This is a genomic window from Chromobacterium alkanivorans (assembly GCF_016937655.1).
Classification (GTDB): domain Bacteria; phylum Pseudomonadota; class Gammaproteobacteria; order Burkholderiales; family Chromobacteriaceae; genus Chromobacterium; species Chromobacterium alkanivorans.
Genome location: NZ_JAFHKL010000012.1, coordinates 42,477 through 58,386 on the forward strand (window position 1 = coordinate 42,477; position 15,910 = coordinate 58,386).

General features: G+C 65.6%; 13 protein-coding genes. 10 read left to right on the forward strand and 3 right to left on the reverse strand.

Annotated elements, in window-relative coordinates:
• The first annotated feature begins 119 nt into the window (after nt 1-119).
• Nucleotides 120-1,364: an NADP-dependent isocitrate dehydrogenase gene (icd, locus tag JW897_RS19325; RefSeq protein WP_205467314.1), complete on the forward strand. Its 1,245-nt coding sequence runs from the start codon at nt 120-122 to the stop codon at nt 1,362-1,364.
• 64 nt (nt 1,365-1,428) lie between these two features.
• Here the strand turns inward: icd and JW897_RS19330 are convergent, their stop codons facing one another.
• On the reverse strand, nt 1,429-1,926 hold the full coding sequence (locus tag JW897_RS19330; protein ID WP_205467315.1) for a dihydrofolate reductase: 498 nt from the start codon (nt 1,924-1,926) through the stop codon (nt 1,429-1,431).
• Nucleotides 1,923-2,717, reverse strand: a complete 795-nt coding sequence (locus tag JW897_RS19335) for a thymidylate synthase (protein WP_205467316.1) — start codon at nt 2,715-2,717, stop codon at nt 1,923-1,925. Before JW897_RS19335 ends, JW897_RS19330 begins: the two co-directional genes overlap by 4 nt.
• A 151-nt stretch (nt 2,718-2,868) precedes the next feature.
• Here JW897_RS19335 and flhB point away from each other — a divergent pair, with 151 nt between their 5' ends.
• The 7 genes from flhB (at nt 2,869) to JW897_RS19370 (ending at nt 11,511) form a co-directional block, all read left to right on the forward strand.
• Entirely contained in the window at nt 2,869-4,026 is a 1,158-nt protein-coding gene (gene flhB / locus JW897_RS19340) for a flagellar biosynthesis protein FlhB (protein ID WP_048413434.1), read from the forward strand.
• Nucleotides 4,027-4,074: 48 nt separating this feature from the next.
• On the forward strand, nt 4,075-6,156 hold the full coding sequence (gene flhA, locus JW897_RS19345; RefSeq protein ID WP_048413433.1) for a flagellar biosynthesis protein FlhA: 2,082 nt from the start codon (nt 4,075-4,077) through the stop codon (nt 6,154-6,156).
• Between the two features lie 6 nt (nt 6,157-6,162).
• Nucleotides 6,163-7,653 carry a flagellar biosynthesis GTPase FlhF gene (gene flhF / locus JW897_RS19350; protein WP_205467317.1) on the forward strand — a complete coding sequence of 497 codons (1,491 nt, stop codon included), beginning with the start codon at nt 6,163-6,165 and terminating at the stop codon, nt 7,651-7,653.
• Nucleotides 7,654-7,658: 5 nt separating this feature from the next.
• Nucleotides 7,659-8,528 carry a MinD/ParA family ATP-binding protein gene (locus JW897_RS19355; protein WP_205467318.1) on the forward strand — a complete coding sequence of 290 codons (870 nt, stop codon included), beginning with the start codon at nt 7,659-7,661 and terminating at the stop codon, nt 8,526-8,528.
• The gene (locus JW897_RS19360; RefSeq protein ID WP_048413430.1) at nt 8,525-9,271 is read left to right on the forward strand and encodes an RNA polymerase sigma factor FliA; all 747 of its coding nucleotides are present in this window, start codon (nt 8,525-8,527) and stop codon (nt 9,269-9,271) included. The genes JW897_RS19355 and JW897_RS19360 overlap by 4 nt, the downstream gene beginning before the upstream one ends.
• 46 nt (nt 9,272-9,317) lie before the next feature.
• Nucleotides 9,318-10,067, forward strand: coding sequence for a flagellar motor protein (locus tag JW897_RS19365; protein WP_039756256.1), 750 nt, complete (start codon nt 9,318-9,320; stop codon nt 10,065-10,067).
• 226 nt (nt 10,068-10,293) lie between these two features.
• Nucleotides 10,294-11,511: a cytotoxic necrotizing factor Rho-activating domain-containing protein gene (locus tag JW897_RS19370; protein WP_205467319.1), complete on the forward strand. Its 1,218-nt coding sequence runs from the start codon at nt 10,294-10,296 to the stop codon at nt 11,509-11,511.
• A 28-nt stretch (nt 11,512-11,539) separates the two neighbouring features.
• On the opposite strand, the gene JW897_RS19375 is transcribed toward JW897_RS19370, so the two are convergent.
• Nucleotides 11,540-12,424: a LysR family transcriptional regulator gene (locus JW897_RS19375; RefSeq protein ID WP_048413428.1), complete on the reverse strand. Its 885-nt coding sequence runs from the start codon at nt 12,422-12,424 to the stop codon at nt 11,540-11,542.
• A 105-nt stretch (nt 12,425-12,529) separates the two neighbouring features.
• Here JW897_RS19375 and JW897_RS19380 point away from each other — a divergent pair, with 105 nt between their 5' ends.
• Nucleotides 12,530-12,916: a DoxX family protein gene (locus JW897_RS19380; RefSeq protein WP_019103721.1), complete on the forward strand. Its 387-nt coding sequence runs from the start codon at nt 12,530-12,532 to the stop codon at nt 12,914-12,916.
• A gap of 468 nt (nt 12,917-13,384) precedes the next feature.
• Nucleotides 13,385-15,904 carry a phosphoenolpyruvate--protein phosphotransferase gene (ptsP, locus tag JW897_RS19385; RefSeq protein ID WP_205467320.1) on the forward strand — a complete coding sequence of 840 codons (2,520 nt, stop codon included), beginning with the start codon at nt 13,385-13,387 and terminating at the stop codon, nt 15,902-15,904.
• Nucleotides 15,905-15,910 lie beyond the last annotated feature (6 nt).

The following is a 15,910-nucleotide window of genomic DNA, read 5'->3' on the forward strand; positions in this document are numbered from 1 at the left end:
GTTTTTTTTGCGCTGTGCCGGCTGCGCCGGCGGCAAGCTTTTCATGACCGTTTCATTGATAATCGAAACACAGGCTTGTCCGGCCGCGCGCCGCGCGCGCCACCCTCAGGAGAGAAAGCATGAGCGTCACCCATATCAAGGTTCCGGCAGACGGCGAGAAGATCATCCCCGGCCGGCCGACGCCCGATCATCCTATCATCCCCTTCATCGAAGGCGACGGCATAGGCGTGGACATCACCCCGGTGATGATCAAGGTGATAGACGCCGCGGTGGCCAAGGCCTACGGCGGCCGGAAGAAGATTCACTGGATGGAAGTGTACGCCGGCGAAAAATCCACCCGGCTCTACGGCCCGGACGAATGGCTGCCCAAGGAAACCTTCGACGCGCTGAAAACCTATTCGGTATCGATCAAGGGCCCGATGACCACCCCGGTGGGCGGCGGCATCCGTTCGCTGAACGTGGCGCTGCGCCAGGAACTGGACCTGTACCAATGCGTGCGGCCGGTGCGCTACTTCAAGGGCGTGCCCTCGCCGCTGAAGCAGCCGGAGCTGACCGATATGGTGATCTTCCGCGAGAACACCGAGGACATCTACGCCGGCATCGAGTGGCAGGCGGGCAGCGAGGCCGCCAAGAAGGTGATCGCCTTCCTGCAGGACGAAATGGGCGTGAAGAAGATCCGCTTCCCCGAGTCTTCCGGCATCGGCGTCAAGCCGGTGTCCAAGGACGGCACCGAACGCCTGGTGCGCGCCGCCATCCGCTACGCGATAGACAACGACCGCAAGAGCGTGACCATCGTGCACAAGGGCAACATCATGAAGTACACCGAGGGCGGCTTCCGCGACTGGGCCTACGCGCTGGCCAAGGACGAGTTCGGCGCGACGCCTGTCGACGGCGGCCCGTGGTGCGCGTTCAAGAACCCGAAGACCGGCCGCGACATCGTGGTCAAGGACGCCATCGCCGACGCCTTCCTGCAGCAGATCCTGCTGCGCCCGGCCGAATACGACGTGGTGGCCACGCTGAACCTGAACGGCGACTACATCTCCGACGCGCTGGCCGCGCAGGTGGGCGGCATCGGCATCGCGCCCGGCGCCAACATCTCGGACCAATACGCGGTGTTCGAAGCCACCCACGGCACCGCGCCCAAGTACGCCGGCCAGGACAAGGTCAATCCCGGTTCGCTGATCCTGTCCGCCGAGATGATGCTGCGCCACCTGGGCTGGAAGGAGGCCGCCGATCTGGTGATCAAGGCGATGGAAGCAGCGATCGCCGACAAGCAGGTGACCTACGACTTCGCCCGCCTGATGGACGGCGCCGTCGAAGTCGGCTGCTCCGCCTTCGGCGACGCGATGATCGCGCGCATGTAAAAGAGCGTGCAGATAATCAAAAAGCCCGCGTTGCCGCGGGCTTTTTGATTGGGGGAAGCACGTCTCAGCGCCGCAGATAATCGACGAAGGCGTAAGCCAGGCCTTCCGCGCTGACGTGGGCCTCGCGGCTGTCCTCGCGCCAGAGTTCGGCGGACACCTCGGGGAAATGGGCATCGCCCGGATACGCGCCGGCGATCTCGGTCAGGCGCAGGCAGTCGGCGCTGGCGATCGCCTGGCGGTACAGCTCGGCGCCGCCGATCAGACACACTTCCTCCACCGCGCCGGCCAGGGCCAGCGCCTGCTCCAGCGAATGCGCGGCCTCCGCGCCGTCGGCGCTCCAGTCCGCCTGGCGCGTCACCACGATGTTGCGGCGGCCCGGCAAGGGCCGGCCGATGGAGTCCCAGGTCTTGCGGCCCATGATCACCGGCTTGCCCAGAGTCACCGCCTTGAAGTGCTTGAGGTCCTCCGGCAAATGCCAGGGCAGGCGGTTGTCTATGCCTATCACCCGCTCGGCCGCCATCGCCGCCACCAGGGTCAAGCGCGGCTTCCCGGCCGCCGTCATACCGCCACCGCCGCTTTGATGTGCGGGTGCGGGTCGTAGCCATCCAGCTCGAAATCCTCGAACTTGAAGCCGAAGATGTCCTTGACCTGCGGATTGATCTTCAGCGTCGGCAGGGCGCGCGGCTCGCGCGACAGCTGCAGCGCGGTCTGTTCCAGATGATTGCTGTACAGATGGGCGTCGCCCAGGGTGTGCACGAACTCGCCCGCCTGCAAGCCGCACACCTGCGCCATCATCATGGTCAGCAAGGCGTAGCTGGCGATATTGAAGGGCACGCCCAAGAAGATGTCGGCGGAACGCTGGTACAGCTGGCAGGACAGCTTGCCGTCGGCCACGTAGAACTGGAACAGGCTGTGGCAGGGAGGCAGCGCCATCTCGTCCACCAGCGCCGGGTTCCAGGCCGACACGATCAGGCGGCGCGAATCCGGATTGTTCTTGATCATCGCCACCACATTGGCGATCTGGTCGATATGGCGGCCGTCCGGCGCCGGCCAGCTGCGCCACTGATAGCCGTAGACCGGGCCCAGATCGCCGTTTTCGTCGGCCCACTCGTCCCAGATCGACACGCCGTTTTCCTTCAGATAACGGATATTGGTGTCGCCGGACAGGAACCACAGCAATTCATGGATGATGGAACGCAGATGGCACTTCTTGGTGGTGATCAGCGGAAAGCCCTGTTGCAGGTCGAAACGCATCTGGTGGCCGAATACCGAACGGGTGCCGGTGCCGGTGCGGTCGGACTTGTCGTGGCCATGTTCCAGCACATGGCGCATCAGGTCGAGATACTGTCGCATTGTGTTCATTCCATCGTTGACGCCGGCCATTGTACCCGACTTGAAGCCCGCCTCGGACTCGACTTGAAGCCGCCTCGGAAAAGCTGGCCCGGCCTCGCCGCTTCGGCTACCATTCTCTTTAAAATCAAGACAGAAGCATGAAACACCGGACATGGCTGAAGATTCCGACCTAGAACGCACCGAACCCGCCACCGCGAAACGGCTGGGCCTCGCCCGAGAAGACGGCAATATCCCGCGCTCGCGCGAGCTGACCACCTTCGCCATCACCATGGCCGGCGTGGCGCTGCTGATGGCCCAGGGCGGCCACATCGCCACCAATCTGGCGCAGACCATGCGCGTACTGCTGACCTTCGACCAGACCACGGTGCACAGTGTGGAGCCGGCGCTGAACCGCTTCAAGGAAACCATTTTCAACGCGCTGTGGAGCCTGGCGCCGCTCCTGGCCGGACTGGCGCTGGTGGCGCTGTTCGTGCCCATGCTGGTGGGCGGCTGGAACCTCACCTTCAAGGCGGTCGAGCCCAAATTCAGCAAGCTCAACCCGCTGCCCGGCGTCAAGCGCATGTTCTCGGTCAACGCCGCCACCGAAGCGCTGAAGGCCATTCTCAAGAGCGTGCTGATCGGCGGCATCGCCACCTGGTTCATCTGGCGCGAGCGCGCCGAGATCATCGGCCTGATCGCCATGCCCCTGCCCGCCGGCATCGCCAAGATGACCGACATGATCATCACCACCTTCTTCGTGGTGACCTCGGCGATGATTCTGCTGGTGGCGATAGACGTGCCCTTCCAGCTGTGGAGCTACCACAAGAAGCTGCGCATGACCAAGGAAGAGGTCAAGCAGGAATACAAGGAGGCCGAGGGCTCGCCCGAGGTCAAAGGCCGCATCCGCCAGATGCAGCGCGAAGCCGCGCGCAAGCGCATGATGCAGGAGATTCCCAGCGCCAACGTCATCGTCACCAACCCTACCCACTACGCGGTGGCGATCAAGTACGACGACGGCATGCGCGCGCCGCAAGTGGTGGCCAAGGGCTCGCTGAAGCTGGCGGAAAAAATCATAGACACCGGCAAGGAGCACCGCGTCATCGTGATGCGCTCTCCCAGCTTCGCCCGCGCGCTGTACTTCCACGCCGAGATGGGAGAGGACATTCCGGCCAAGCTCTACGCCGCCGCCGCCCAGGTGCTGGCCTATGTGTTCCAGCTCAAGAGCTATCAGGACAACGGCGGCCTGGCGCCGGTGTTCCCGGATCAACTGGAGGTGCCCGCCGAGCTTGACCCGCAAAGCAAACGCCAGCAAGATGCGACGCCACCATAATGACAAGGTCGACGAAACGATTCGACCGGCTTGAGCCATAAATCCAGCATGGACTCCATACTAGACATACTGAAGCGCTTCAAAGTCACCCAGCTGGCCGGCCCCGTGCTCATCATCCTGATCCTGGCGATGATGGTGCTGCCGCTGCCGCCGGTGCTGCTGGACATCTTCTTCACCTTCAACATCGCCGTCTCGGTGATCGTGTTGCTGGTGGGGATCAATGTGCGCAAGCCGCTGGACTTCTCCGCCTTCCCCACCGTGCTGCTGGTCACCACCCTGCTGCGGCTGTCGCTGAACGTCGCCTCCAGCCGGGTGATTCTGCTGGAGGGCCACTCCGGCCCGGACGCCGCCGGCAAGGTAATCGAATCCTTCGCCCACTTCCTGATCGGCGACAACGTCGCCATCGGCATCGTGGTGTTCATAATCATCACCATCATCAACTTCGTGGTGATCACCAAGGGCGCCGGCCGCATCGCCGAAGTGAGCGCCCGCTTCACCCTGGACGCGATGCCCGGCAAGCAGATGGCGATCGACGCCGACCTCAACGCCGGCCTGATCGGCGAGGACGAGGCCAGGCTGCGCCGCGTCACCATCGCCGAGGAAGCCAACTTCTTCGGCGCGATGGACGGTGCCTCCAAGTTCGTGCGCGGCGACGCCATGGCCGGCATCCTGATCATCGTCATCAACATCGTCGGCGGCCTGATCGTCGGCATGGTCCAGCACGATCTGGACGCCGGCGTCGCCGCCAAGACCTATACCCTGCTGACAATCGGCGACGGCCTGGTGGCGCAGATCCCGGCGCTGATCATCTCCACCGCAGCCGGCATCGTGGTGTCGCGCGTGGGCACCGACAAGGACATGTCCGAGCAACTCATCGGCCAGATGTTCACCAAGCCGCAGGTGCTGTACATCACCGCCGCGGTGATCGGCATGGTCGGTCTGATCCCCAATATGCCTCACTTCTCCTTCCTGCTGATCGCCGGCAGCCTGGGCCTGCTGGGCCGGATGATGGAGAAGCGCCAGAAGGCCGAGGCGCAGCAGGCCGAGCAGCAGCAACAGGCGGCGCCGCCGCCGGAGCACACCACGGCCGAAGTCAGCTGGAACGACGTGCAGCACGTGGACCAACTGGGCATGGAAGTGGGCTATCGGCTGATTCCGCTGGTGGACCGCAGCCAGGACGGCGAACTGTTGCGCCGCATCCGCGGCATCCGCAAAAAGATCGCGCAGGAGCTGGGCTTCCTGGTGCCGCCGGTCCACATCCGCGACAACCTGGAAATCAAGCCCAACGCCTACCGCATCCTGCTCAAGGGCGTGGAACTGGGCACCGGCGAAGCCTTCATCGGCCAATATCTGGCCATCAACCCGGGCCGGGTCAACGGCGAGCTGGCCGGCACCCCCACCACCGACCCGGCCTTCGGCCTGCCGGCGATCTGGATAGACGCCGGCAAGCGCGAAGAGGCGCAGAGCCTGGGCTACACCGTGGTAGACGCCAGCACCGTGGTGGCCACCCACATCTCCAATCTGCTGCAGACCCACGCGGCGGAACTGCTGGGCCGCGAGGAAGTGCAGGCCTTGATCGATCACCAGGCCAAGGAATCGCCCAAGCTGATCGAAGACCTGGTGCCCAAGGTGGTGCCGATAGGCACGCTGCAAAAAGTGCTGCAGCAATTGCTGACCGAAGGCATCCACATCCGCGATTTCCGCACCATACTGGAAACGCTGGCCGATCACGTGGCCACCACCCAGGACATCGACGAGCTGACCAATATCGTGCGCACCGCGCTGTCCCGCGTCATCGTTCAGCAATTATTCCCAGGCGAGCAAGAATTACCCTTGATGACCCTGGAGCCGACATTGGAAAATGTGCTGATGCAGGCGGTGCAGTCCAAGACCGGCGGCGGCCTGGAACCGGGCCTGGCGGAAAATCTGCTGGCCAGCGCCGCCCAGGAAACCGAACAAGTGGAAATTCAAGGGTACAATCCGGTACTCTTGACCGCGCCGGGGCTGCGGCCCTTGCTGGCGCGCTTCCTGCGCCGCGCGTTGCCGCAGCTGCGTGTTATTTCTCATAATGAGATACCGGACAATAAATCAATTCGTATAATTGCTGTAATTGGGGGAAGCAAGGGCTAATCGAACATGGTGGTGAAAAAGTTTTTCGGCAAAACCACGCGTGACGCGCTCAGACAAGTTCGAGAAGAACTGGGCGCGGACGCCCTGATTTTGTCCAACCGCCCCACCATGGGCGGAGGGGTGGAAATCATGGCGGTGGCCGACGCCGACGTCGCCAACCTCGCCACCAATCTGGCCACCTCCTCCAGCAAGCACCCGCCACGCAACGCGCCGCCGGTGGTCAACCGCGCGCCGTCGCCGCTGCCCACGCCGGCCGGAGCGGCGGTCAACCGCGCCATCGCCCGCACTTACGCGATGCCGGTGGAGCCGCTGGACAGCCCGCCTCCGCCGCGCATCGAAGCCCCGCAGCCGCGCCAGCGCATCGAGCCGGCCTTCGCGCCGGAGCCGCAGGCCGCGCCGCGGCCGGTCCAGCCGTCCTATCCGCCGCCGCAATACGCGCAAGCCGCGCCCCAGCCCGCCGCCGCGCCGCGCGCGCAAGCGCCGGCGCCAAGCGCCCCGCCGCCGCGCCCCGCCGCGCCTCCGGTCGTGAACAACGGCGAAGAGCCCGAGGTGATGGCGCAGGAGCTGAAGCAGATCGGCGACGAGATCAAGCTGCTGCGCAGCCTGCTGCAAAGCCAGCTGGCCAGCTTCGCCTGGTCCGACATGGAGGGCAAGGCGCCCAATCGCCTCGAACTGTTCAAGCACCTGCTGGCGATGGGCTTCTCCGCCCACCTGATCCGCCAGCTGATCGAAAAGATGCCGGCCCAGTACGAGGCCGACGTCGCGGTCAAATGGGCGCGTTCGGCGCTGATGCACAATCTGAAGTGCGCGGACTCCGACAAGGAAATCATGGACCGCGGCGGCATTTACGCGCTGGTCGGCCCCACCGGCGTCGGCAAGACCACCACCGTGGCCAAGCTGGCCGCCCGCGCCACCATGCGCTTCGGCGCCCAGCACGTGGCGCTGATCACCACCGACAGCTACCGGATCGGCGCCCAGGACCAGTTGCGCATCTACGGCAAGATTCTCGGCATCCCGGTGTTCTCCATCCAGAACGAGGGCGATCTGCAGCTGACGCTGGCCGATCTGTCCAACCGCCACATCGTCTTCATCGACACCGTGGGCATGGGCCAGCGCGACGCCCGGGTGCTGGCGCAGATAGAAATGTTCCGCACCGCCGGCCGGCCGATTGAACGGCTGTTGCTGCTGGCCTCCAACGCCGACGGCCAGACGCTGGAAGACGTGGTGCGCCGCTACCGCGGCGACGGCCTGACCGGCTGCGTGCTGTCCAAGATAGACGAATCGGTGGCGATGGGCCCCAGCCTGGACGTGATCATCCGCAACCGGCTGCGCCTGTTCTACATCACCAACGGCCAGCGCGTGCCGGAAGACCTGCACGCCGCCCACGCCGGCTTCCTGGTGGACCGCGCGATGCGCTCGCAGCAACAGCACTCCCCCTTCACCCTTCAGGCCGACGAACTGCCCATCATGAACGCGGCCCAGGCCGGATGGTTGTAAGCGCGATGCAGGATCAAGCCGCCAGCCTCCGCCTGCTCAGCGCCCGGTCCGCGCGCGCGCCCAGCTTCGCCTTCATCGGTTCCGCCAGTTCCGGCGCCAGCACCCTCGCCACCGAACTGGCGCTGGGCCTGGCCTACGCCGGCCAGCGGCCGCTGCTGGTGGACTGCACGCTGGGCCAGGTGCAATCGCGCCGGCTGGGCGTGCCCACCACCGCCACGCTGGAAAGCCAGGTCATCACCCTGGGCGGGCTGGACGAGATGATGGTGAGCTCGCGCCAGGGCATTCAGCTGATCAATCTCTACGCGCGCCCGGAAGAGCGCGCGCTGTTCTCCGCCCAGCTGTGGCTGCGGCTGGGCAGCGAATTCGCCGCGCTGGAGCGCGACGCCTCGGTGCTGCTGGTGGACGCCCCCAGCCCCGCCCACGACCCGGTGCCTGCCAGCGTGGCCGACAATTTGGTATTAGTGCTCACGCCGGCGGCGGAGTCGCTGACGACGGCCTACGCTAATATCAAGAGGTTGTCCGGCAGCTACGGCCGCCAGCGCTTCAATGTGCTGATCAACCGCGCGCGCCACCTGGAGGAAGCGCGCGAGCTGTTCACCCGGCTGTCCGCCGCCACCGGCGAATTCCTGTCGGTGTCGCTGCGCTGGGTGGGCTTCGTGCCGATGGACAACGCGGTGCGCCGCAGCCAGACGCTGCGCCGGCCGCTGATGGAGGCGTTTCCGGACAGCGAGGCCGCGATGGCCTTCTCGCAGCTGGCCGCGGTGCTGCCGCAGTGGGATACCCAGGAAACGCCGCGCAGCGGCACCGGATTCATGGATTTGTTGATTGCCGCCTCGCGCGATTGGGCCGAGGCGGATGGAGTCAAACCGCTATGACCTTGCCGTCCGTACGCCGCACCGGCTACGCCGCCGCCTCGCCTCCCGTCGAGATCGACGTGGAGGCCTACGCGCCGCTGGTCAAGAAGCTGGCCGGCATGATGATCGCCCGGCTGCCGGCCTCGGTCGAAATCGACGACCTGATCCAGGTCGGCGTCATCGGCCTGATCGAGGCCGCGCGCCAGTTCGACCCGGCCCAGGGCGTGATGTTCGAAACCTTCGCCAGCCAGCGGGTGCGCGGCGCGATGCTGGACGAGCTGCGCCGCGAGGACTGGATGCCGCGCCAGGCGCGCCGTCACTCGCGCCAGATCGAGGACGCGGTGCGCCAGCTGGAGCACCAGTTGGGCCGCGCGCCGCTGGAATCGGAAATCGCCGCGCAGATGGGCCTGGAACTGGAACAGTATCAGGACATGCTAGGCGATTGCCGCGGCATGACCTTGCTGCATTTCGAGGACTTTTCCAACGACGACGGCGACGCGCTGCCCGACGCGGTGGCCAATGTCGCCGACGAGGACTCGCCGGACCCGCTCGCGGCGCTGGCCGACGGCGGCTTCCGCCAGGCGCTGATAGACGGCATCAAGCTGTTGCCGGAGCGCGACCAGCTGGTGATGTCCCTGTATTACGAGCAGGAATTGAATCTGAAGGAAATCGGCGCGGTGCTGGGCGTCTCCGAATCGAGAGTCAGCCAGCTGCACAGCCAGGCCATCGCCCGGCTGCGCGCGCGCATCAAGGACTGGCTCTGAGCCGCCGCGCCCTGACGCGGCATAACATTAAAAACCGGAACTTCGCGTGGATAAGATAAGCATTGTAGCCATTCTGATGGGCCTGACCGCCATTATCGCGGGACAGGCGCTGGAAGGCGGCAACATCGGCTCCCTGATGCAGCTGACCGCCTTCATGATCGTCATCGGCGGCACCGTCAGCGCGGTGATGCTGCAAAGCACGCCCAAGCAATTCGCCGCCGGCGTGCGCATGCTGAAATGGATTTTCCAGCCGCCGGTGCTGGACCACGACAAGATGATCCGCGAGATCATCAACTGGAGCCAGACCGCGCGCAAGGGCGGCCTGCTGGCGCTGGAAGGCTACATCAATCTGCAGAAGGACCCCTTCATCAAGAAAGCGCTGCAAATGCTGGTGGACGGCGCGGAGCCTGACACCCTGCGTTCGGTGATGGATGTGGAGATCTCCATGTTCGAGCACGCGCGCAAACAGGCGGCGCGGATCTGGGAGTCCGCCGGCGGCTACGCGCCGACCATGGGCATTCTGGGCGCGGTGCTGGGCCTGATCCACGTGATGGAAAACCTGTCCGACCCGTCCAAGCTGGGCGCCGGCATCGCCGTCGCCTTCGTCGCCACCGTTTACGGCGTCGGCTCCGCCAACCTGCTGTTCCTGCCCATCGCCAACAAGCTCAAGCACCTGATCGCCTCGGAAGTCGCCTTGAAAGAGCTGGTGGTGGAAGGCCTGGTCTCCATCGCCAACGGCGAAAACCCGCGCATCATCGAAAGCCGGCTCAAGGGCTTCCTGGCGATGCACGAATAATGAGCGCGCGCTCTGCGCGCTCTTCACCGCCGCACGCCAAGCCGGCGTCGCCCTCCTCTTCTTCCCCCGCGTCGCCGTTTTTTGAAAGACGGGCCCATCCTTTTCCGCTGCAATGACCGGCGTCGGACTTGCTGCGGCCTGAACGGAAAACGACAGAACCGCCCGCCCATCGGTGCCGCCCCGCGAGCAAGCCCGCCGCCATCCCCAATCCAGCTTGGAAGCACAGATGAAAATATCGAGCCCGATATCCATCCAATCGATCTACTCGCAATTGCGGCAGCACCAGGCCCAACATCCCGACAAGTCGCAAGAGCCGAGCTTCGGTCTGAGCAAGAACGGCGCCCTGGTGGTGTACAACAGCCGGCTGCACGGCTTGCTGCACCCGAACCAGACCAAACGCGCCAAAGCTTTCGTCCGGCACCTCTGCCAGGATCCGACCGCGCAAGCCAATCTTCGCGGCGCCAGGAAAGCGCTGATCAGCCAAAGCCATGTGGTGCACGACCGCGCCCAATACGGCGACCCCACGGCGAATTTCAGGCTGGACGCCCGACAGAACAAAATCGTCACCACCTCCTCCCCGCAGGAGAAGCTCTTGTTCGAGCGGGATAAAGCGCAAGTCTTGTCCGGCAGCGTGGCGCCGCTGATCGGCAAGGGCGTGCTCGCCTCCGCAGCCGGCGTCCAGACGGCCGCCCCGGCCGGCGTCGTCGACTGCATTCGCTACGACCGCGACGGCGAGAAAAAGGGCGGCGACGCCGTCTCCGCCGACTTCATCAAGTTCTACCACGGCGATCAGGCCAAGGCGGAAGAGCTGATTCCCGGCACGCCGATCGGCAACCATTACAATAAATTCCAGTTTGGCGACGCGCTGCGGCTGATCGAAATCGGCAACGGCCTGCAAGGCACGGTGGGGATGAAATTCGACACCGGCAAGATGCAGGACGGCGATTGCTGCCTGTTCAGCGCCGGCGCGCTCTCCGGCTGCACCATGGTCTACGCGCTGAAAGGAGGGATGCTTTACGCCTATCACGCCGGAACCGTCAAAAACGGCGACGATGAGTGGGAAACGGCAAGCGACGGGGCGCGCTCCATCGTCGATGCCCATCGCCAACTCAGCGGCGAAAAAACCGCGCTAGACAGCCCGGTCGGCAATAACCGCGAGCTGGCCGCCTTTCTTCGCGAGCATTTCGATCACGCGATGATGGTCTACAGCGGCAAGGGGACAACGCCGGATCTAGCGGACAGCGGCCATGTGCGCCATTTTGACTACAACAAGACGCCGCTGCGGCAAGAGCTGGCCAGCGTCGGCAACGCGCTGGCGCTGCTCAAGAAGACCGGCGACAGCCTGAGCATTGAATTTCTCGGCGACAGCATGCGGATCAATCACAACTGCGGCGTGCATTCGCAGGATTCCGCCATTTACGCGGTCGACATTAGCCCGCTTTGAACCCGCACCCGATCGATACGCGCCGCCGCTACTGGAAAAACTGCTGCAGATAATCGACGAAGGCCCTGACCTTGCCCGGCACGTGCCGCCGCGCCGGGTAGACCGCGGACAGGTCCAGGCAGTGCCAGTCGTAATCGCCGAGCAGCGGCACCAGGGTGCCCTCGGCCAAGCCCTGCTCCACCAGGAAACGCGGCTGCAGAATCACCCCCATGCCGTGGACGGCGGCGTCGGTCAGGATGTCGCCGTTGTTGGCGCGCAGCATGCCCTTGACCTTGACCCGGCCGCTGCTGCCGTCCGGCGCGGTGAAATCCCACAGATTGGGCTGGGCGGTCAGCGCGTACAACAGGCATTGATGCTCGGCCAGCTCCGCCGGCGTCGCCGGCGTGCCGCAGCGTTGCAGATAGCTGGGCGCGGCGACGACCAGGTCGCGGATCCGCGCCAGCCGGCGCGCCACCAGGGACGAGTCCGACAGATTCGACACCCGCAGTCCCAGGTCGAAGCCCTCTTCCACCAGGTCCACCCGCCTGTCGTTCAGGTTCAGTTCCACTTCGATCTGCGGATACTGCTGGTGAAAACCGGCCACCACGCGCCCCAGGTAGCGCATGCCGAAGGACACCGGCGCCGACACCCGCAAACGCCCCACCGGGCTGCTGGCGCCGTGCGATAAGCGGGCGTCCAGATCGTCAAGCTCGGCCAGCAGGCCGCCGGCCTGGCCCAGATAGGTCTCCCCCGCCTCGGTCAAGGACAAACGCCGCGTGGTGCGGTGCATCAGCCGCACCCCCAGCCGCCCTTCCAGGCTGGACACCAGCTTGGTCACCATCGCCCGCGACAGCTCCAGCCGCTCGGCGGCGGCGGCGAAACTGCCCAGTTCCGCCACACAGACGAAGGCGCGGATTTCCGAAAAGCGGTCCATGATCATTTCCTATTGGTAAACAATATTTTTATTAATAGCGGATTTATTGAGTTTTCTCTACATGGTCAAATGCACTCCATCGCAAACTTGATTGGAACCCACACCATGAACCGCTTCCAGAACCCTGCCCTCGGCACCCTGATCCTGCGTCTGTCGCTGGGCCTAATGTATCTGTCCCATGGCCTGCTCAAGCTGCTGGTGTTCACCCCGGCCGGCACCGCCGGTTACTTCGCCAGCCTGGGCCTGCCCGGCTTCGTCGGCTACCTGGCCATCCTGGCCGAAGTCGGCGGCGGCCTGCTGCTGCTGTCCGGCTTCTTCGCCCGCTGGGTGGCGCTGGCGCTGACCCCGCTGCTACTCGGCACCATCGTGCTGGTGCACGGCGCCCACGGCTGGATGTTCGCCAACGAAGGCGGCGGCTGGGAGTACCCGGCCTTCCTGATCGCCGGCTCGCTGGCCCTGTTCTTCCTCGGCGACAACAAGCGCCAGGCCTGACACGGCGGCGTCTCCCGCCCGCCCAAGACGGCGGCCCTCCGACGGGCCGCCGTTTTCCATTTATCGCACAACAAAAATGCAACAGCCGGCCGGCTGTCGCGCGCGCCGCCAAGGCCTCCGCTTTGGCGCGCAAAATCAATCCCCGCCGCGGCCGCCCCGCTCCCTTCCCCGCCGCCGACGCGCGTACTAGTGCAAATACGTGAATTCCTACTTGCGCAATTTCTTGATTGCCATCAAGCTGCACCGTTATTTCGATGTAGTTAAACTACAATATTGGCATCATATCGCCAGTTGGACAGTAAGCGTCTGTACTGTTGCGGCGCCATGAATGTCACAGCGCCATCGAATCAAGACAGGCCTATCCGTACGGTGTACCCTATCCGGCACGCCACGCGGAACCGCTCATGAAGAAGCAGGCCGACGCTCGTAATAAAACAACTGATAAATTCCCGATCTGAGGAGTTACATATGAGCACACCCTTGCCAAGACTGAAGATCCTCGCCCCCCTCTCCGGGTGGCTGGTCGCCCTGGACACCGTCCCGGATCCGGTGTTCGCCGGCAAGATGGTGGGAGACGGCATCTCGCTGGACCCCACTTCCTGCAGTCTGCTCGCGCCGGTCTCCGGCGTCGTCAGCAACCTCCATTCCGCGCACCACGCGCTCACCATCACCTCGCCCGAAGGCGTGGAAGTGATGGTGCACATCGGCATCGACACCGTCATGCTCAAAGGCCAGGGCTTCCAGCCGCTGGTGGAACAAGGACAACGCGTCAGCGCCGGCCAGGCGCTGATCGACTTCAATCTGGATTTGGTGGCGCGCAACGCGCAGAGCCTGCTGACCCAGATCATCATCACCAACGGCGACCAGACCGTCAGCGCCATGCACCAAGCCAGCGGCCTGGCCGAGGCCGGCAAGACCGCGGTGCTGGAGCTGGAACTGGCCGGCGCGGCCGCCGCCGCGGCGCCGGCCGCCGGCGGCGCCAAGCTGCTGTCGCCGGACATTGAAATCACCAACCCGGCCGGCCTGCACGCCCGCCCGGCCGCGGTGTTCGCCAGCAAGGCGAAAAGCTTCCAGGCCGACATCCACCTGCTGCTGGGCGAACAGTCCGCCAACGCCAAGTCCGTGGTCGGCGTGATGGGGCTGTCCACCCGCAACGGCGACAAGGTGCGCATCGAAGCCGCCGGCGCGGACGCCGAACAGGCGCTGGCCGAGCTGACCCAGCTGCTGCTGGACCGTTGCGGCGAGGCCGAGGACGAAGCGCCGGCCGCGCCGGCGCCCATCGCCGCCGTCGCCCAGCAACAGGAAAGCGCCGAGCTGCTGGTCGGCGTCGGCGCCTCTCCCGGCCTGGCCATCGGCCGCGTCTATCATCACCGGCTGCAGGAGTTCGACGTGCCGGAATTCGGCCAGGGCGCCAGCCTGGAGCAACAGCACTTCGCCCGCGCCACCGAAGAAGCCGCCCAGCAGATCGACGCGGTCAAGAGCCAGCTGACCGACGCCGCCAAGCAGGCCATCCTGTCCATGCACCAGGAACTGCTGCAAGACCCGGACCTGCTGGCGCAAACCTACGCCGGCCTGGCCGACGGCAAGTCCGCCGCCTGGTCCTGGCGCGCCGCCTTCAGCTCCTACTCCGCGCGCCTGGAAGCGCAAGACAACGCGCTGCTGCGCGAACGCGCCAACGACATCCGCGACGTGGGCCGCCGCGTGCTGGCGCTGCTGGCCGGCGTCAAGCAGGCCAGCCTGGACGTGCCGGCCGGCTCCATCCTGATCGCGGAAGACCTGACCCCGTCCGACACCGCCGCGCTGGACCCCAAAAAAGTGCTGGGCTTCTGTACCCGCACCGGCGGCGCCACCAGCCATGTGGCCATCCTGGCGCGTTCGCTGGGCATCCCGGCGATCTGCGGCATCTCCCAGGCCGCGCTGGCTCTGCCCGACAGCGAACAGGTCATCATCGACGGCGGTCGCGGCACGCTGCGCATCGCGCCTAACGCCGAACAACTGGCCAGCGCCGAGGCGGAAATCGCCCAGATCGCGGAGCGCCGCGCCGCCGAGGCGGCGATGTCGCAGCGCGAAGCGCGCACCAGCGACGGCGTCCGCATCGAAGTGGTGGCCAATATCCGCAACGCCGCCGACGCGCGCGAAGCGGTGGCCAAGGGCGCCGAAGGCGTGGGCCTGCTGCGTTCGGAGTTCCTGTTCGACAACCGCGACACTCCGCCCAGCGAGCAGGAACAGGCGGAGGAATACTGCGCGGTGGCCCGCGCGCTCGGCGCGGAACGACCGCTGGTGGTGCGCACGCTGGACGTGGGCGGCGACAAGCCGCTGTCCTATCTGCCGCTGCCCAAGGAGGACAACCCCTTCCTCGGCCTGCGCGGCATCCGCGTCAGCCTGGAGCGTCCGGACCTGCTGCGCACCCAGTTGCGCGCCATCCTGCAGGCCGCGCCGCTGACCCGCCTGCACATCATGTTCCCGATGGTGGCCTCGCTGGACGAGCTGCGCGCCGCCAAGGCCGTCCTGGCCGAAGAGCAAGCCGCCAGCGGCCGGCAAGACGTCAAGGTGGGCATCATGGTGGAAGTGCCGTCCGCCGCCGTCATGGCCGCGCGCTTCGCGCCGGAAGTGGACTTCTTCTCCATCGGCACCAACGACCTGACCCAGTACGTGCTGGCGATGGACCGCGGCCACCCGCAGCTGGCCAAGCAGGCCGACGCGCTGCACCCTGCGGTGCTGGCGATGATAGCGATGACCTGCGACGGCGCGCGCGCCCACGGCAAATGGGTGGGCATCTGCGGCGGCCTGGCCTCAGACGAGCGCGCCGCGCCGCTGCTGGTGGGCATGGGCGTCACCGAGCTGTCGGTCAGCACCCCGGCGCTGGCCGCGGTCAAGGCCACGCTGTCGCGCTGGAGCGCGGAGGAGTGCCGGACCCTGGCGCAACAGGCGCTGGCCCTGTCCACGGCGAGCGAAGTCCGCGAACACCTGAACGCGCAAGCCAGATAAACGCAA